At 47.4% G+C, this 19203-nt stretch carries 18 protein-coding genes and 1 tRNA gene; 7 read left to right on the top strand and 12 right to left on the bottom strand.

Features of this window, described 5'->3' with window-relative positions; all coding sequences use genetic code 11:
• Positions 1-93 precede the first annotated feature (93 nt).
• Positions 94-1014 carry a PfkB family carbohydrate kinase gene (locus IRJ16_RS09885; RefSeq protein ID WP_194111376.1) on the bottom strand — a complete coding sequence of 307 codons (921 nt, stop codon included), beginning with the start codon at positions 1012-1014 and terminating at the stop codon, positions 94-96.
• Between the two features lie 185 nt (positions 1015-1199).
• On the opposite strand from IRJ16_RS09885, the gene IRJ16_RS09890 reads away from it, so the two are divergent.
• The 7 genes from IRJ16_RS09890 (at position 1200) to IRJ16_RS09920 (ending at position 7038) form a co-directional block, all read left to right on the top strand.
• A complete protein-coding gene (locus IRJ16_RS09890) occupies positions 1200-1766 on the top strand; it encodes a TetR/AcrR family transcriptional regulator (RefSeq protein WP_194111377.1) in 567 nt (188 codons plus the stop codon).
• Positions 1767-1776: 10 nt separating this feature from the next.
• Positions 1777-2676 carry an NAD(P)/FAD-dependent oxidoreductase gene (locus tag IRJ16_RS09895; RefSeq protein WP_194111378.1) on the top strand — a complete coding sequence of 300 codons (900 nt, stop codon included), beginning with the start codon at positions 1777-1779 and terminating at the stop codon, positions 2674-2676.
• 141 nt (positions 2677-2817) lie between these two features.
• A tRNA-Asn gene (locus tag IRJ16_RS09900) sits at positions 2818-2891 on the top strand.
• Between the two features lie 294 nt (positions 2892-3185).
• Entirely contained in the window at positions 3186-5423 is a 2238-nt protein-coding gene (locus IRJ16_RS09905; RefSeq protein ID WP_194111379.1) for a GH92 family glycosyl hydrolase, read from the top strand.
• 29 nt (positions 5424-5452) lie between these two features.
• Positions 5453-5878 carry a VOC family protein gene (locus IRJ16_RS09910; protein ID WP_194111380.1) on the top strand — a complete coding sequence of 142 codons (426 nt, stop codon included), beginning with the start codon at positions 5453-5455 and terminating at the stop codon, positions 5876-5878.
• A gap of 106 nt (positions 5879-5984) precedes the next feature.
• Entirely contained in the window at positions 5985-6272 is a 288-nt protein-coding gene (locus IRJ16_RS09915; RefSeq protein WP_194111381.1) for a hypothetical protein, read from the top strand.
• Positions 6273-6345: 73 nt separating this feature from the next.
• A complete protein-coding gene (locus IRJ16_RS09920; RefSeq protein ID WP_194111382.1) occupies positions 6346-7038 on the top strand; it encodes a pseudouridine synthase in 693 nt (230 codons plus the stop codon).
• Between the two features lie 133 nt (positions 7039-7171).
• On the opposite strand, the gene IRJ16_RS09925 is transcribed toward IRJ16_RS09920, so the two are convergent.
• The 11 genes from IRJ16_RS09925 to IRJ16_RS09975 all read right to left on the bottom strand — a co-directional run bounded on the left by IRJ16_RS09925 (position 7172) and on the right by IRJ16_RS09975 (position 19150).
• Positions 7172-7648, bottom strand: a complete 477-nt coding sequence (locus IRJ16_RS09925; RefSeq protein ID WP_194111383.1) for a hypothetical protein — start codon at positions 7646-7648, stop codon at positions 7172-7174.
• A gap of 17 nt (positions 7649-7665) precedes the next feature.
• A complete protein-coding gene (locus IRJ16_RS09930; protein ID WP_194111384.1) occupies positions 7666-9348 on the bottom strand; it encodes a glutamine--tRNA ligase/YqeY domain fusion protein in 1683 nt (560 codons plus the stop codon).
• Between the two features lie 148 nt (positions 9349-9496).
• On the bottom strand, positions 9497-11152 hold the full coding sequence (locus IRJ16_RS09935) for a PAS domain-containing sensor histidine kinase (protein WP_194111385.1): 1656 nt from the start codon (positions 11150-11152) through the stop codon (positions 9497-9499).
• 1 nt (position 11153) lies between these two features.
• Entirely contained in the window at positions 11154-11477 is a 324-nt protein-coding gene (locus IRJ16_RS09940; protein ID WP_194111386.1) for a circadian clock KaiB family protein, read from the bottom strand.
• Positions 11478-11483: 6 nt separating this feature from the next.
• Positions 11484-11777, bottom strand: a complete 294-nt coding sequence (locus IRJ16_RS09945) for a circadian clock KaiB family protein (RefSeq protein ID WP_194111387.1) — start codon at positions 11775-11777, stop codon at positions 11484-11486.
• On the bottom strand, positions 11774-13534 hold the full coding sequence (gene kaiC / locus IRJ16_RS09950; RefSeq protein WP_194111388.1) for a circadian clock protein KaiC: 1761 nt from the start codon (positions 13532-13534) through the stop codon (positions 11774-11776). Before kaiC ends, IRJ16_RS09945 begins: the two co-directional genes overlap by 4 nt.
• Before the next feature lie 272 nt (positions 13535-13806).
• Positions 13807-14946, bottom strand: coding sequence for a DUF6515 family protein (locus tag IRJ16_RS09955; protein WP_194111389.1), 1140 nt, complete (start codon positions 14944-14946; stop codon positions 13807-13809).
• 235 nt (positions 14947-15181) lie between these two features.
• Positions 15182-16321 carry a TlpA disulfide reductase family protein gene (locus IRJ16_RS09960; RefSeq protein ID WP_194111390.1) on the bottom strand — a complete coding sequence of 380 codons (1140 nt, stop codon included), beginning with the start codon at positions 16319-16321 and terminating at the stop codon, positions 15182-15184.
• 40 nt (positions 16322-16361) lie between these two features.
• Entirely contained in the window at positions 16362-17198 is an 837-nt protein-coding gene (locus IRJ16_RS09965) for a hypothetical protein (RefSeq protein ID WP_194111391.1), read from the bottom strand.
• Between the two features lie 258 nt (positions 17199-17456).
• A complete protein-coding gene (locus IRJ16_RS09970) occupies positions 17457-18194 on the bottom strand; it encodes an SDR family oxidoreductase (protein ID WP_194111392.1) in 738 nt (245 codons plus the stop codon).
• A 65-nt stretch (positions 18195-18259) separates the two neighbouring features.
• The gene (locus tag IRJ16_RS09975) at positions 18260-19150 is read right to left on the bottom strand and encodes a helix-turn-helix domain-containing protein (RefSeq protein ID WP_194111393.1); all 891 of its coding nucleotides are present in this window, start codon (positions 19148-19150) and stop codon (positions 18260-18262) included.
• Positions 19151-19203 lie beyond the last annotated feature (53 nt).

The raw sequence follows: 19203 nt of genomic DNA on the forward strand, positions 1-19203 counted from the left end.
GGTCTGACGATCATCTGTCGACGAAAAACCTCCATAAACAAAGAACGCCGGGCAAATGCTACGGCGTTCTTTGTTATATATCAAGCGTTCAGCTTATTCCACGATCGCAAATTGCGACAAGGTGACAAACTGCTGAATGCGGCCTGCAACTTCTTCTTTGGTCAGGTTCTTCAGTTTTTCAGTGCCGAATTTTTCTACACAGAACGAAGCCAGGGCAGATCCGTAAATGATGGCGTTCTTCATATTATTAAAGTTTATGGTACCTACCTTAGCCAGGTAACCGATAAAGCCGCCTGCAAAGGTGTCACCCGCGCCCGTTGGGTCAAACACATCAGCCAAAGGCAATGCCGGGGCCGAGAAGATCAGATCATCGCTGAACAGCAATGCGCCGTGCTCGCCTTTTTTAATGATCAGGTATCTGGGACCCATGGTCAAGATCTTACGGGCAGCTTTCACCAGCGAGTACTCGCCTGATAGTTGACGTGCCTCGGCATCGTTAATGGTCAGCACGTCCACCATTTTAATGGTTTCTAACAGGTCGTCCATAGCAATGTCCATCCAAAAATTCATGGTGTCCATCACGATCAGTTTAGGACGGTTTTTAAGCCTTTTGATAACCGTTTGCTGTATCTGTGGGGTAAGGTTACCCAGCATCAGGTATTCGCAATCCTGGTAGCTCTCAGGAATGATCGGATCAAAATCGGCCAATACGTTCAGTTCGGTCACCAGGGTGTCGCGGCTGTTCATATCGTTATGGTAACGGCCGCTCCAAAAGAACGACTTTTCGCCCTGCTTGATCTGCAAACCCTCGGTATCGATATCGTGCGCGCCAAGATCGGCTATTTCCTCTTGCGGAAAGTCATCGCCCACAACAGCTACGATCTTTGTTTTATCATAAAAGTATGATGCCGCTAAGCTGGCATAAGTGGCCGCGCCGCCAACAATTTTATCTGTTTTACCAAATGGGGTCTCGATCGCGTCGAAAGCCACAGTGCCGATAACTACTAAACTCATTTATAGTGTTTTGAAAATTTTGCTGCAAATATTGTGATTTTATAGCAGTAATCATACCCTCTCACCCCACAGATGCGGCTCAAAATAGTAATGAGGGAAATTTTCGGAATTAGCATAAGATCATACGCTTGTCATCTTAATATGTAAATGCCATACAATTGAGCTATTTGTCTCACATTTGAGACATGAACACCGACCAACTTATTGTTGACGCAGCCATTGCCACCTTTGATAGCGACCCATCAGCCCCGCTTGAACAGGTAGCCGAACGGGCCGGGGTGACCCGACGTACATTGCACCGCTACTTTAAAGACCGTGCAGAATTACTTACGGCTTGCGAAACCACTATGCAAGACCGCTGCCTGGAGGCTATTAAAGCCGCTCTTCACAACCATTCGGCACCGATGGCGCAGTTAGAGCAGGTACTTTACGCCCTGATAGATTGCGGGAGTAAATACACTTTCCTGAAAAAGAAACATGAGTACCGGCACCATCAGCATGCATCCGGCAATACCAACTGCAACACTTACGACAGGATAACTGGCATGTGGCAAGGTGTGATCATTCTACTGCAAAACCTTGGGCAGATAGACAAGGAATTACCATCGGCCTGGATATTTCAATGTTTCACGGGGATGATCGGCACCGCTGTAACCGCACTGCAAAGCGGCGACATTGCCGTTAACGACATCAAAAAACTGGCTTGGGGCAGCTTTAGCAAAAGCATAGGCTTAACTACAAACAACATCTAAAACTGACACTATGAAAACCGAACAATACGATGTGATCATTATAGGCGGCAGTTATGCCGGTCTGTCCGCGGCTATGGCCTTGGGCCGTTCATTACAAAAAGTGCTGATCATTGACGGTGGACAACCCTGCAACCGGCAAACACCTGCATCGCATAATTTTATTACTCATGATGGGGAAACACCTGCCGCCATCGCTCAAAAGGCAAAAGAAGAAGTGTTGGCTTACCCTACCGTGCAATGGCTGGATGGCTTTGTACAACAGGTATCGGGCAGTAACCTCAACTTTATGGTAACCACAGACATAGAAACGTTCAGCGCGAAGAAGATCCTGTTCGCCACAGGAGTTAAGGATCTGATGCCCGACATAGCGGGCTTTGCCGAGTGCTGGGGCATATCAGCCATACATTGTCCTTACTGCCATGGCTACGAATACCGCGACGCACCAACGGGGATATTGATCAACGGCGATATGTCCTTCGACTTTGGCAAATTCATCCAGCATTGGACCAAAAGCCTTACCATCTTTACTAATGGTCCGCACGGTATGACCGGCGAAATTTATCAGCAGATCACAGCGCGAGGCATCAAGGTAATTGAGACAGAACTGACCAAGATATCGCATCAGGACGGCTATATCAACGCCGTACACCTTGCTAACGGTGATAAGATAAAGCTGGAAGCACTTTACGCGCGTTTGCCGTTTGATGGCAGTAAACTGCCACAACAAATAGGTTGTACCATAACCGATGATGGCTATTTAGCAGTTGACGAATTTAAAGCCACCAATATACCCGGCGTGTTCGCCGCGGGTGATAATACCACCCGTATGCGTTCGGTCGCTTACGCCGTGGGAGCGGGTAGTGTAGCCGGGGCCATGATCAATCACCAACTTATACAGGAAACGGAGTGACAAGAACACATCGCAAGGTGTCGACGCAAAATTAATTGCAAGATTATCAGCCAAAAACAAAATATTTTAAATTTTTTCTTGCCGGATGTTGTGAAATATCGGGGATAATCCTACTTTTGCACACTCCAAACCGGAAAACACTCCTGAGTAGCTCAGCCGGTTAGAGCATCTGACTGTTAATCAGAGGGTCGCTGGTTCGAGCCCAGCCTCAGGAGCAAATGCAAAAAGCCTTACCATGTCCGGTAAGGCTTTTTTTGTATAATGCGGGCATGATCCCTTTTAACCTTCTCCATAGCGTCGACCTGACATCGTTTGCGGAAAAAAAATATCTATGGCATCTACCAACCTTAGGAAAAACACGCGACCTTAGCTATGCGCTTCAATGACCTGACCGGTCAAAAAAGGCTGCTTGATAAACCAAATACAACACCCTCGGTAAGACCTTTGTGACAGTGGACCTTATGCCTATCTGCCACGATATTGCTATCTTGACCGTACAATAACCAATTATGAAAAAAACCAATACTCTTGTTCTGATAGGGATGATCTTACCGGTCATCGGCTATGGCCAAGCTAAGGCACGCCTGACAAGTTATGTGAACCCGCTGATAGGCACCACCGTATTGACCGACCCTAAAGACCTTGGCTACGACCCGCCCTGGCGCACCTGGAATGGCCTTACCGGCCCCGGCGCTACCCTGCCACATGGAATGGTACAGGCTACGCCGGTCACTACCTATGGTAGCGGCAGCGGGTATGAATACGAGGTAAAAACCATCAAAGCTATCGCGCAAACAAGCGGCAACCATTGGGGCGACCTTAACATCCCCGTCATGCCGTTAGAGGGTACTAATTTCACGGCGGATGATTTTGCGTCGACATTCAGTCATGCTAAAGAAACCGTTCGCCCGGGCTATTATCAGGTGATACTGGATCGCTATAAGATCAACGCCGAACTTACCGCTACCACCCGGGCTGCTTACCACAAATACACTTACACAGGTGGTCAGGATAAAAAGCTTGCCTTTGATCTGGTACATGCGGGCGGCGGCAGCAGTACCTGGGAACTTAACCAGGCCGGCGATAATATCGTTGTCGGGAAGCAAGGCGGCCTGTATTTTTACGCGGTGCTGAACCACAAGATCAAAAGCATCGATATCAACAAGCGTAACCCGGTGCAGCCAGAGATACCGCGTAGTGGCCAAGGTGCAGGTGGTCAGCGGAAACTTACGGGCAATATCGATGTCCCGGTCCTCAGTTTCGAACGGTCTGATAAACCATTGGAGCTTAAGATAGCCATATCGCGCGTGAGTGCCGACGGTGCAAAACTTAATTACGAGAAAGAGATCGCCAACAAAACCTTCGATCAGGTTTATAAAGAGGCGGACGCCATTTGGGAGCAAGCACTGAACAAGATAAAAGTTACCGGCGGCACTCAAAAGCAAAAGGTGATGTTTTACTCGTGCCTGTACAGACAGTTCTGTTCGCCAAGCATCACCAGCGATGCTGACGGCAAGATAGCGCTTGGCGGCGGAAGGCGACAAGGTGCAGGTGCGGCAGTTCCGAGAGATACGATACCCGGCTTTGACACTTATGCCAGCCCAGCCATCTGGGATGTTTTCCGTACCCAGCTCCCGGTGCTTGACCTGGTACAGCCTGAGGTCAGCAACAACATTATCAGATCCATGATCCTTGGCGGGGAGCGGTCAGGTTTCCTGGCTACATCATTCCACGGCGATTTCGCATCCTCTTTCATTGCCGGGGCATACGCCCGTGGGATCAGGAATTACAATGCCAAAAAAGCCTATCAGCTAATGTTGAATAATGCTAATACCCCAACAGGTGGCGATGTACGTGGCGCAAGACCGCACAACGCCCAGTACCTGAAATTAGGTTACGTACCCGAAGCGGACATCGCCAGCCCGACGACCGAAACGGTATCGACGGCCGGTACTACTAAAACGCTGGAGTTTGCCTATTCGGACTATGCCATCGCACAAATGGCTAAAGCGCTGGGCGATCAAGAGACCTTTAACTTGATGACCAAACGCAGTCAGAACTATAGAAACGTGTTCGACGCGCAGACCGGATTTATGCGGGGCCGCCTGGCGGATGGGAAATGGGTTACGCCATTTGATCCAGGTTATCCATATTACGAGTTTATGTACCGCGAGGCAAATGCCTGGCAGGCTTCATTTTTTGTCCCGCAGGATACTAAAGGACTTATATCACTATATAAAAGTCCGAAGGATTTTGAACTTAAGATAGATTCGCTGTTCTCAGTACCATGGGGCGGCTATGCAAAAGATAACCTCTCATGCTTTTTGGGGCAATTTTGCATGGGTAACCAACCCGATTTTACTTACCCATACCTTTATTACTTTATAAACAAGCCCGAAAAGTCGCAAGCTATACTTACCAAATTATTGACAGATTACTTTGGCATGGGGCCTGAAGGCCTTGCGCTGGCCGGCATGGACGACTATGGCTCACTCACCGGATGGTACGTATTTAATGCCATGGGTATCTATCCTTACTCACCCGCTGATCCGGAATATATCGTATCCGTACCGATCTTTGGAAAAGTTGAGATGCAGCTTGGTAACGGTAAAAAATTCACCATTGTTAAAAAAGGTAACGGTAAAAACATCAGCAAATTGACTATCGGCGGTGCTCCGATCAAAGGTTGGTCGGTTAACTACGATGATATCAGTAAGGGAAAGCAACTAGCTATCTATACCAAATAACAAGGTCACATTCATAAACTATAAACCACATGAGAGCAATTAACCCCTGGATCAACTTCAACGGGAATGCCGAAGAAGCATTCAACTTTTACAGGTCGGTTTTTGGCGGCGAGTTTTCAAAGATCGTGCGCCTTAAAGACCTTGCCAGCGAGGAGTTCCAGATCCCGGCCGAGGATGCTGACAAGATCATGCAGATCGCGCTGCCAATAGGTAAAAAGAATGTGTTGATCGCTAACGATGTACCATCGTTTTTGGGAACGGTTAATGAGAACGAGAACCGCTCGAAGATCATGGTCAGCACCGAAAGCCGCGAAGAAGCAGACCAAATATTTAACGGACTATCTGCCGGCGGAGACGTAGAAGGCCCGATCGGCGATACACCTTGGGGCACCTATGCCGGGATGTTCAGAGATAAATATGGTATCGAGTGGATAGTGGAGTTTGATGGGGAGTAGCTATCAGAATTACAAAGCCTTGCAGTACATACAGCAGGGCTTTGTAGTTTACGGAAGCCTGTATATGAATTACGTTGTTGTATATTTGCCTTAGATACGCATCTACATGGATATCGCTCAATTTCGTACTACCCTCACCTCATCCACTACGCCCGCCAACCTCTCCATCCAGCTCCAAAGCCTTTGGTACGATGGTAAAGGCGACTGGCGCAAAGCGCATGATCTTATCGATCAGCTTACTGACCAGCCATCGGCCTGGGTACATGCTTACCTGCACCGCAAGGAAGGCGATATTTGGAATGCTGACTATTGGTACAACAGGGCAAGGCAAAAGCGCCCTAACGTTTCATTAGATGAGGAATGGGAACAATTGGTGGTGCATTTTCTGGGATAGGCCGTTCTGTGCCGTATTAGTACACCAAGAGTCCTGCATGAACAAGGCTCTTTGTTTTTGTACATTTGCCCCAATGTTAGATATCCTGTACCGCGACGAGCACCTGATCGCCATTAACAAATCCCACGGACTGATGGTCCACCGCTCATCCATAGCTGCCGATGTTGAGGAGTTTGCCATACAGATCCTGCGCGATCAGATAGGCGAGAAGGTATACCCCGCCCACCGCATCGACCGCAAAACAGGCGGTGTATTGCTATTTGCCCTGAATAAAGAGGCCGAGATAGCCATGCAAAAGCAGTTTATGGAAGGGCAGGTAACTAAGAAATACCTTGCCGTACTACGCGGGCACACTATACATCAGGAGTCTATCGACTATCCTTTACGGAAAGAGAACGGCACCTTGCAAGATGCCCATACAGACTATACCACACTGCAACGTGTAGAGTTGCCGATACCTTTAGGTAAACATCCTACATCACGCTATTCATTGGTGGAAGCCGTACCCACCACAGGTCGTATGCATCAATTACGCAAACACTTCGCCCATATTTTCCACCCCATCATTGGCGATCGTACCCATGGTTGCAACAAACAGAATAAATTCTTTTTAGAACAATGGGAGATGACCACGATGCTACTGCACGCAAGTTATCAGTCATTTTTGCATCCGGTGACAGGGGAACGAATAGTTATTGAGGCACCTTTGCGGGATGAGTTTACGGGGGCGATGAGGGTGTTGGGGTTTGATCTAAAGATATCCTAAAAAGCTATGTCATCCCGATGAGCGAAGGTGAGACACGAGCGCAGGGGCGACAGAGGGAACTTCTACGTGCGATAAGCGACGTGGCGGGTCCTCACGTATAAGGTCTCTCCCGTTGGTCGAGATGACATAAAATTTAATTGCGTAACCTCTTCACATACCCATGTGCCAACCACAAAGGTATGATCCCGAACACCCCAAAAGAAGAATCGATCAGTCGCCAAAAGAACGGGATCTGACGGATAGGCCCGGCTATAAAAGCCAGCGGTAATATCGCCACACAAGCGATCATCCCAAATTGGATCACCCAAATATTCTTTTTAGGATCCCGCAGCGGACCAATGAACAGGATAGCCAGCATCACATGTGCAAAGGCCAGCCAATCGGTGCCATAACTGAGGTAAGGATATTTAAGGTTAACATCATGCAGGGTGTTATAGATCTTGGTGATCCAATCGTTCAACACACCTGCAGGGATATAGTCTTTGATCACCGCCAGCTCACTTTCCAGCGGGAAGGCGGTGACTCCACTAACAAACAACCCAACAATAACTATCCATATACATACTCTGATGCGTCGGCGTAGTTGTCGTTGGGTCGGTTGTTTACTCATATTGTTTTTGAAGCTTTTTACGCTCCCCCTTTAGGGGGCTGGGGGGCTCCTACTTTCCAGCCGTCCTTTAAAGTAACGGTACGGTTAAATACCAATTTATCGGCGGTAGAATGTTTATCTAAGTTGAAATATCCCTTACGGATGAACTGTACTGCTTTGCCCATTTCGGCATTGGCCAGATCAGGTTCAACGTAAGCGTTGATGATCTGCAAGCTGTCCGGGTTAAGGTACTCTTTAAAATCGCCGTCCTCGCTGCTTGGATCTTCTACACGGAACAGACGGTCGTACAAGCGTACCTCGGCTGTTTTAGCCTGCGCTACACTCACCCAGTGGATGGTGCCTTTTACGTTGATACCACTGGTATCGCTACCCGACTTTGATTGAGGGATGTAAGTGCAATGCACTTCGGTCACGTTGCCATCAGCATCTTTCACAAAGCTTTCGCACTTAACAATGTAGGCGTTCTTTAAACGCACCGACAGACCAACACCCAAGCGGAAGAACTTCTTCGGCGGTTCTTCCATAAAGTCCTCGCGCTCTATCCAAAGCTCGTTGTTGAACGGTATTTCGCGTTCGCCATCACCGCCTTCTACTTCAGGGTTGTTCTCGCCAACTAATACCTCAGACTGACCTTCCGGATAATTGGTGATCACCAATTTGATCGGATCCAACACGGCCATACGGCGCCATGTATTCTTGTTCAGATCTTCGCGAACGCAGAACTCTAACAAACTCAGGTCGATCATATTCTCGCGTTTGGCTACGCCGATACGCTCGCAGAACTCACGGATAGAAGCAGCCGGATAACCACGGCGACGCATACCGCTAATGGTAGGCATACGCGGATCATCCCAATCCTCTACATGGCCTTCCTCAACCAGTTTAAGCAGCTTGCGCTTGCTCATTACGGTATAGGTCATATTCAGGCGCGCCATTTCATATTGGTGCGATGGGAACAAGCTTAATTGCTCAATAAACCAATCGTACAGTGCACGGTGAGGGATAAACTCCAACGTACAGATAGAGTGGGTTATCTTTTCGATCGCATCAGATTGTCCGTGGGCAAAATCATACATCGGGTAAATGCACCAGGCATCACCTGTACGGTGATGGTGCGCATGTTTAATGCGGTACATCAAAGGATCGCGCAAGTGCATGTTAGGCGATGCAAGGTCAACCTTGGCACGCAATACTTTAGCACCGTCAGGATATTTACCGGCTTTCATATCGGCAAATAATTCCAGATTTTCTTCAACCGAACGGCTACGGAATTGGTTAGGCGTGCCCGGTTCGGTAGGTGTACCTTTTTGCGCGGCTATCTCTTCGGCCGTGCTATCGTCCACATAAGCCAGATCAGCTTTGATCAGCGTTACGGCAAAGTCATATAGTTGGTCAAAGTAATCAGACGCGTAAAGTTCCTGTGCCCAGTCAAAGCCCAACCACTTAACGTCGGCTTTGATGCTGTCCACGTATTCTACGTCCTCTTTAACCGGGTTGGTATCATCAAAACGCAGGTTGGTCTTACCGTTATATTTTTTAGCTAATCCAAAATTAAGGCAGATGGATTTAGCATGGCCGATGTGCAGGTAACCGTTAGGCTCAGGCGGGAAACGGGTCAGTACCCTCCCGTCGTGCTTTCCGGCCGAGATATCGGCTTCAACAATTTCTTCTATAAAGTTTAATGATCTCTCTTCGCTCATGTTAAGAGCAAAAATAAGAAAAATGCGCGGATGTGCAGATGCCTAAAGGTAAGCGGTACAGTACGTAGGTGTATACGGTCGAGTGTATACACCCATATACACCATATACACCTGAATTGGTATTGATTATCAGTTATTTAGATAATGACTATTTTAACCTCGGCAGTTCAAAATAAAATGTCGAGCCTTTGCCTAATTCACTTTCTACATCGATACGACCGTTATGCTGCTGAATGATCTCGGCAGATATGTAAAGACCCATGCCCAGGCCGCTGGTGGTAAAGGTTTTATCCTCTACGCGATAAAAGCGTTCAAAGATCTTTTCGCGTTGTTCATCAGACAGGCCGATGCCTTCATCAGTAACCGATACGCGCACATGCCCATCCAATGCTTGTGCTTTAATAGTGATCTTGGTGTGTTGTTTGGAATATTTGGCGGCGTTGCTTACCAGGTTGTTCAGCACCTGCTCTAAACGTTCAGGATTGCCATGCACCAATAGTTGTGGTTCAACTTGATATTCCACCTGGTAGTCGGGATACATTTGTATAGCGTTCTCTATGCCTGCGTTCACCATTTCGGTCAGGTCGGCGTCTTTCATTTGGTAGCTTAAACGGCCGGCTTGTATCTTGCTGACATCTAACAGATCATTGATAAGATGCTGCAATTTATTTACCGCGATACTGGCTTTGTTGATGTATTGTTTAATGGCGGGAGGCACTTCCTCTTTCTTATAGATACCCATGATCTGGATGTATCCTTTTAGGCTGGTCAACGGTGTTTTCAGTTCGTGGCTGGCAATACCAATAAACTCGTCCTTTTTATCCATGGCCTGTTTTTGCTCCTCGATATCAGTGGCTGTACCTACCCAGAAAAGATTCTCGCCAAATTCATTTTTTAACGGGATAGCGCGGTTGAGATGCCAGCGGTAGGTGCCGTCATGTTTTTTGTAACGATTCTCCACTTCAAAAATACCTCCGATTGCTAAAGCGGCTAAATAGCGCTCCATTACCAAAGGCAGGTCATCCGGATGTACAACATCTTGCCAGCCCCATTCTTTTGTTTCGTGATGGGATAGGCCTGTGTAATTGTACCAGCGCTGGTTATAAAAGGTCACCTCACCTGTTGGCAAGTTGGTCCAGGTCATCTGCGGGATGTTATCGGTCAATAGCTTAAGATATTCCCTGCTTATGGTAAGGTCTTTGGTGCGCTCCTTAACCGTTTCTTCCAGTTCGTCGTTCAGTTTCTGAGTGAGTAACTGGGCCTCCTCTAACTGGTCAAATTGTAATTCTAACTGTTTTTGATTTTCTTTTAATACGGTAAGATCGGTAACTATTATACTTAAGGCCAAGCCACCGTCAAACTCCATGGCATTACAAGATAATAAACATGGGATAACACCATTTTTGCCCGCGATATCGACCTCGGCCTTGCAATCTTTATCCCAACTGGTTTTAATGACATTTGCTATTATGGCTTTGTCGCCATGGACAAAATCATTCAAATGGTAGCCTAATACTTTCTCAAAAGGCAGACCCAAAAGTTCGGTAAATTTAGAGTTGCTGTAGGTAATGATCCCGGCTTGATTGAGTGTCACGGCTCCCTCGTTCATTTTTTCGATGAACACACGGTATGTCTGGTCGGCGCTTTTTAGGGTATATAACTGTGGGCCGTCGTTGTTCTTTACAATAAGCGCATCTACTTGCCCGGTGCGGATAGCATCAATAGCGTCATTTGCTTCTTCTAATTGCCAGCGTAGTTCTTTGATCTCGTCCAGCAGCTGTTGGTAGTTGGGCTGTTGTTCCATATCAGATCTTAATGTCAATGTTAAAGCACTGGGCCAGTTTGTTGATATCAGACATGTCGCCGATAAGCCTGCGATCAGGCCCGCCGCCTTTTTTTAACAACAGGGGCAGCGCAATGATCTGCTCTTTCTCAGCAATGTCGGGCTGTTGATAAACGTCTATGATCTCCAGCTGGTAGCGATCCACCAGATATTTATCGCAAAATGATTTCAGATTTTCAACCGCGCGGGTAGAATTAGGAGAGGCTCCTGTAATGAACAATCGTAATGTATACGAATTGTCCTCGTGGGGGGAGTTGCCCTCGTTCAACCATTTGTTCGCTTTCATCGGCTATTATGCAGGGCGTATATTTAGCCCCACCAACACTTTCTCTTCGTTAGACAGATCGCCGATTATTTTACGGATCGGTTCCGGCACTTTACGCACCAAAGTGGGTATAGCAAATATCTGATCGCCTTCGGCCAATTGTGGCTTTTCCAGCAGGTCAATTACCTCAATAACATATTGCCCCTTCAAATGTTCTTCGCAATATCGTTGCAAATTGGTTAACGCCGTAACAGATTTTGCCGTTTTGCCTGCCACGTATAAACGCAGCTCCCAGGCTTTTTTAGCTTTTACAGGAGTCATTTCTTTTTACCTTTCTTTTTCTCTGGTTCAGCGGCTTTCTCCGCGTCCTTATGTTCGCGGCGCAATGCTAACAATTCCCGGCGATTTTTTTCCATCACCTCTTTTTTTAGCTCTTCTTCCAGGTAGATCTTGTTCAATTCTTCCTCTACCGATTCAAACTCGGTTTGCAGGCTGGATATCTGTGATTCCAGCACTTTCCGCTTGCGTATAATCTCGCGGTCCTTACGATTGAGTGCGTGATCACGCAGGGCTTGCCCGGTATGTTCTTTCAATTGCTCCGCTTCGCGGGCCGATCCGGTCAGTACGCCATCCGGGCCTAAGTAAACATCAACCAAACTTAAACCTCCGTCGGTGATCAGGAACTCGCGTACTTGGTTAGAGTGTTTCATCCCGCGCGATTTCATTACGTACATTCCACGGTTACGCTCCCCATTAAACTCGATATCGCGCACCAACAACCAGGCATCCACTAAGGATGATACGCCCTCGTCGGTTTGCTCGTTAACGATGGTGTTAAGCGATAAAGCCGTGAACATTACCGTGATCTGCTCTTCCATCAAAAAGTCGATCAGGCGCACCAGCATCGATTTTACCTCGCCAACCGAGCCGATGGTGATCAAGTTGGTGATCGGGTCTAATATTACCGTATCTGGCTTAAACTTGCGGATATGCTTATGCATAGCCACCAGATGCATCTCCAGTCCATATAACGTTGGGCGCGATGCATGGAAATGCAACATGCCGTTCTCTAAATATTGATCAACGTTCAGCCCGATCGAATGCATGTTCCTGACGATCTGCTTGGGCGATTCTTCAAAGGAAAAGTAAATGCACCGCTCGCCGCGCTTACACGATTCTGCCGCAAAATACGCTGCGATACTGGTTTTACCTGTACCGGCCGTGCCCGAGACCAAAATGCTGCTGCCTTTAAAAAAGCCTTTACCTCCAAGCATCTGGTCCAAGCCTTCTATGCCGGTAGATATCCGCTCGGTCCGTACCTCTTTAGCTAAATGCAGGGAGGTTACCGGTAATACCGATATACCTTCCTCATCTATCAGGAAAGGGTACTCGTTAGTGCCATGTACCGTACCGCGATATTTTACGATGCGTAAGCGACGGGTAGATATTTGGTCGATAACGCGGTGATCCAACAGGATCACACAGTCTGATACATATTCTTCTAATCCCTGGCGCGTTAATTTGCCTTCGCCACGTTCGCCTGTTATTACGGCAGTAACGCCTTTTTCTTTAAGCCAATGGAAAAGCCTCACTAATTCGGCCCTTAAGATCCGCTGGTCACTTAAACCAGCAAATAACACTTCGAGCGTATCCAGGACCACACGTTTAGCACCAATGGTATCTATAGCGTGACCTAAACGGATAAACAAACCTTCCAGATCATACTCTCCGGTCTCTTCGATCTCCGAACGTTCTATGTGTACGTGGTCCACACGTATCTTTTTATCGGCTTGTAGTTGCTTCAGATCAAAGCCTAATGACGCTACGTTCATAGCCAGCTCGTCTTGCTTCTCCTCAAAAGCCATAAATACGCCCGGCTCATTAAACTCTATCGCTCCGCGAACGATGAATTCCATGGACATCAGTGTTTTACCGCTGCCTGCGTCGCCGCATAATAGTGTAGGCCTACCAGTCGGGAAGCCCCCGCCTGTAACCTCGTCCAATCCGATAATGCCGGTGGGCGATTTTGCTAATGTATATTTTGAGATAGCCGTTATATTTTTCCGGGATCTGCTCATGCTTTATTTTCTTAAGACAATAAATGTAAGCTTTAATTTAACAAGAGGCTGAAAATTTAAGTTCAAACGATATTAATATTCACAACCGATAGTTTTAGTTTAATTATTGCTTATTGATTAAATTATAAATAATTGTCCACCAATTAATTACGTATTGAACAGAACTTACAAGAATATTGTTTGATAATTAGGTCACAAAAGAAAAGGGTAGCAACCTAAGCCACTACCCTTCATCACATCACCTCAAAAATTAACACACATTCACACACACTTTATCTTGGCTGATCTTCGGACGTACCGACTACGCGGTATGCCTTACGGCCAGCATTGTTCTCCTCTTGATAGTAAATACCATCGGGAGTGATATAATACCTTTTGCCATCTATCTTGATAGGCGTTGTATTAGGCGGCAGGCTATCGAATACGTCGCCTATTTTTACAACAGGGGCCTGGTTAGATCCGTTAGTATCCTGATCATCATACATACCCGGTGACTGTACGCTGGCCGCTGTGGTCAGCTCGCCGTCTTTACCTGCTATTTGATAACCTGTAGTACCGTCCTGTTTGGTAACTGCCTGATAGTAAATACCGTTCAACTCATAATATTGCTCACCGTCTATCATTAATGACTTAGCGCCGGCAGGCAGTTGATCCATGATAGCACCCATTGGCGGCTCTACTACGGTGTAGTTATTATCTTGTTGACGGTAGTAGTAACCATCGCTATAATAATACTGCATATCGCCCCACCAAAATGGATAGTAGCCGTATGGCAATACACCAATGCTGATGCCTATGCGCGGATAGTAAAACTGGTTGTAGAACGCGCTGCGGCCATAAAACCTGTTATATGGCGAGTAGATACCGTTGTAAAAGCTGCCGTAAAAATAGCCATTACGATAAGCGTTACGCGGCACGCTATAACCATAACCACGGGTTATGTAGCCACGGTTGGTATAAACCCTGCCCGGGATAGCACCACCGTTGGTACGGCTACTATAATTGCCATATACCCTGCCCGGGATAGCACCACCGCCACGGTTGCCATAGGCCTGACCGTTGTTTGAATACACCCTCGACTGCGGCGCACTGCTTACCGCACCACCACGGCCACCGTAAGCTTGTTGGGTACGTTGCTGGGGAGTATAACCTACAGATGGGGAAGGCCTGCTCGACATACCGCCGCCGCCTCTGCTTACAGAACCGCCGCTCGGCATGGACATGCCGCCACCGCGACCGCCTGAAAAGCCACCGCCTCCACCTCCTCTGCTAACGGAGCCACCTCCGCCGCCACCACCTCCCGCACTTGGACGGCCACCTCCGCCCCTTTGGGCCTCAGCAGAGAAGGTTACCAACAGGCCGAATAAGGCGCTGAGGGCAACTTTTGATACATATTTATATTTGCTTTCCATGTTATGTTGATCGTTATAATTAATAGACCATTATAAACTCAAACGGTTTAATGCGGGTTTAATTATTGTGTTACAACAAACATTGGGGTGACAAAGCCAGGTAAAACACGTGTTTGAAAAACGCGCGTTTTTCATCAAAAAAGATACGTTTTAGGTGCATATTTCGCGTTTTGTAAATTTTTTACAAAACACGCAACCGATAAGTTGCATATATCAAACTACTTTGATGCTCTCGTCAGAGTTTCAACCTCTCCAACGCTTTCATCAGATCCCCGCCGCGCAGGTTGGCGGCAATGATCTTGCCGTCCTTATCCAGCAAATAATTCAACGGGATGACCTTGATGCCGTATAGCTTACTGATGGGACTTTTGGTGGCCAGCAGATCGCTCACCTGGGTCCAGGGGAGTTTATCGGCCTTAACGGCCTGCAGCCATTGCTCGCGGCTTTTATCCATAGATATGCTGAGAATATCAAAGCCCTTATCGCGGAATTTTTGATAGGCGGCAAGCAGATTGGGGTTCTCGGCACGGCAGGGGCCGCACCAGCTGGCCCAAAAATCTATCAGCACGTATTTACCCCGGTAACTCTCTAATGGGATCATGGCACCAGCCGCGGTAGGCAGCGTAAATGTTGGCGCTACGTTACCGGTGGCAGTAGCTAAACTAACCGCTAATTTTTCAGACAACTTTACGCCGTAGAACGACTGTTGCGCCTCTTCCGTCAGGCTGTTGTAGATAGGCTCTATCACTTCCACACCGGCCAGGGGCAGATGATGAAAGGCCAGCAAGGCCGACGTTGCCGATCGGTATTGCTTAACATGCACCAGCACCGCCTGCTCTATTTGGGTCAAAGTTTGCCGTTGTTGCTTTTCTAAGCCCGCCATGCGCTGCTTATCGCTCTTTTTTACCTTAAAGGTTGCGCCGTACAGATCGCTATACCGCTTTTGCAGCGGCCTTACGCTATTCAGGTAGGCATTGTACTCGGTCTGACCTACAGTCCCCTCTGCTTTAAGTTTAGTCAAAGAATCGATATGGGCCGATACCCTGAGCGTGCCGGTATCTACCATGATCATGGCCGAAAAAACTTTGTACCTGATCGACCGTGCTTTTGACGTAGCTGCTATATAATACAATTTCGGGTAAGCGGTCTGTCCTTTAAACTCGAATTCCCCCTTGCTTATCTCGGCCGAGTCTATCGGTTTGGGCGACGGCGCTACCGCGTCCATAAAGAACACCCATCCGGCATCTACCCCACGTAGTTTGCCGGTGATGGTAAAGTTGCCGGCCAGGGGCGTGGTTTGGGCAATGGTGCTAATTGCGCTTATTGATAGCAGGGCGGTCAGTAGCGCGGTGATGTGTTTCAAATGGTTGCTCATGGGGTCTGATGGTTAAAGTTGATGGTATCTTGAAAGAGAGTTAAGGTTTAGGGGCTAAAGTGTACGTCCCCGAAAAGTCGCTATCCTCGTACCTGAACAGGTCGTCAATGCTCGGTGGCCTGTAAGCGGGCTGTGGGGCTGTAATATTAACTACAAGTCCTGAGGGACGTGGTGACCTTAAAATTGGTAGCGTCCGCAATTTAATATTGTATTTGATGCTCTTGGTGTCGCTTACGGCCGATGCCAAGTATTTCAGCGGTATAGCTAACTCATAAGTATATCTCAGTTTCCGGTTAAAATTTGCGCCTACTTTAATGCCGTCGGTATTGTAGATGGAAAGGAGCGTATCGATATCAGACATACCCTTAATGTGTATCTCCTTATAAGCTTTCGGGATCTTATCGTTAGAGAAAGCCATCATCGAATCGATCCTGGCTTTTTTGCCTAAGGTGTCCGCCCTGGGAACGTGATGAACCACCACGTTGCCTCCCTCCCCTTTAGCCATTTCGCCACGGTTCTTCATCGATATAACAGGATAGGTGATGGCGACCCTCTCGGCCGACTTCTCTATAGGGATAATAGTAAACGTAAGTCCGCCTTTAAAAACCTTTTGATCGCCAAATACATCGTCGGTCTGCAGGGAGAGATACAAATTATCGTCGTCGTTAGCTAAAGTGTAGTACAGATGGTTACCCAAGTTATGCGCCTGGAACCTGTCGTTCCACTCCGTCAGTTTACCGTCTATCTTAATATTGGCTGGAGCACGTACACTGCTTGCTTGCACCTTGGGAAGCTTTTGGGCGATGGCGGCTGTGCATTGGGTCATCAAGATAACTGTCAAACATTGCGCGGCGATCTTTATAAAAAATGTAAACATGCGGATAGTGTTAGCAGGTGAGGGACCGTTTGATAAACTATACCGAAGATAAAATATCTTCCACAATTAAACTAATTAATTAGTTTAATTGTGGAAGAGTATCCGGACCGTTGAAATATGCCTGGCTAAGCCTGTGATCCAATTGTAGAAAAAGCGCTCCGCTGTAAACGATCGGATTATTCGGGACGCTTAAATGAGACATTGAGCCGGGTAGCACACTTGGCCCCGCAATGGCGAAACCTGCCCAAGTTTATTAACTTACCACGGACTGATCCCGGTCTCAGGCGCGTTATCATCGCTGAAGAACTGACCTGTTGGGCCGTCGGCTCCCAATACGGCAGCTTTAACCACGCGGGCGGCGGCATCAGGCAGGGTACCCGGCCCACTATGATGATTAAAATCGGTGGCTGTGTAACCCGGATCTACTGCGTTCACCTTAAAGGCTGTATCGCGAAGGTCATAGGCCAGCACAATGGTATAAGCATTTAAAGCCGCTTTTGACGACACATAACTCGCCAGCTTCACGGGGTAATATTTCCAGCTGGGGTCCGAATGCAAGTTTAGCGAGCCTAAACCGGATGTCACGTTAACTATCCTTGGTTCGGCCGCCCGCTTTAACAGCGGCAAAAATGCCTGGGTCACCGATATCACACCGAAAAAATTGGTCTCAAAAACTTCTCTAACTTCCGCTACCGGCACGTCGGTCGCACTTTGCGGATACCCACCGCTTACCCCGGCGTTGTTGATAAGCACATCCAATACTGCCGCTTTTTGTGATAGTGCCCCGGCGGCGGCAGTTACAGATACACCATTGTTCACGTCTATTAAAAGTGGTTCTACCTGGTCAAGGCCTTCTGCTTTTAACTGCTCTGCTGCTTGCTCACCTTTAGCCATATCGCGGCAACCTAAATAAACATAATATCCTTGGTGTAATAATTGCCTGGCTGTTTCAAAGCCAATGCTTTTGTTCGCTCCTGTTATCAATACTGTTTTCATCGTGTTTGTTTTATGATACAAAAGTACCGGGCGGGCACTACCCGGCTTAAACACATTGGTAGGTATTAATGGTACATTTTGCGGATGTTGGCACGATAGTCGGCTGGGGATACACCGGTCTCGCGTTTAAAGAAGCGGCTAAAATAAGATGTATCACTAAAACCAAGATCAAAGGCTATCTCCTTTAACGGGCGCGCGGTATGGAAAAGCAGGCGGCGTGCTTCCATTATCAAGCGGGCATGTATATGTTTGATAGCGGGCTTACCGCTTTGCAGTTTCACAACATCGCTTAAATGGCCGGGCGATATATTTAATATGCCGGCATAGTCATTAACCTCATGCAGCTGTTTAAAATTTTTATCTATCTCGGCCTGATATTTTTTAAGAAAGATCTTTTCTGCTGATGGTCCGTCAGTATGGTATTGCTCGGTGTATAGCCTGCTAAGATAGGTAAGTAACAAAATTAATTGCGCGCTAAGCATGCGTTGCTGCCAATCACCGGGCCGGTGATGTTCTGTGCTTATTTTGGCCAGTATATCTTCTATAAAAGTTACGTCATGTTCGGTTAACAGCAGTTCGTGTCCACCCTGAGGGTTCAGTATGATAGGCAGTTGTTTTAACGACCCGTTATGATCTAATGACAAAAACTCGGGCGTAAAAGCTATCCCGGTACTCCACAATTGTTTTAACTCTTCTTTTACAATGATGTGCTCAGGCCCCATAAAATATACCGTGTTATCTTTAAGGGTGTAGGCCGTGGTATCTATCCATTGGCGGTGGCCCCCTGCCCGACGGATGAAGACGATGAGGTAATGATCTTTACGATGAGGTATCAGCACCTCCGACCAGCTTGGAGTAGCGCCCTCAAATTGATAAACTCTGAAATGTTGGTTACCGGTAGCGTCAGGTTCGATCTTGTGAACCGGTACTTGCTGATCTTGCAGAAATGATGGCATCGGCCGAAAGCTACGACTTTTTTTAATGCTTGTCCAACCTCGCTGTTCAGATG

The sequence above is a fragment of the Mucilaginibacter myungsuensis genome, assembly GCF_015222005.1.
Lineage (GTDB): Bacteria > Bacteroidota > Bacteroidia > Sphingobacteriales > Sphingobacteriaceae > Mucilaginibacter > Mucilaginibacter myungsuensis.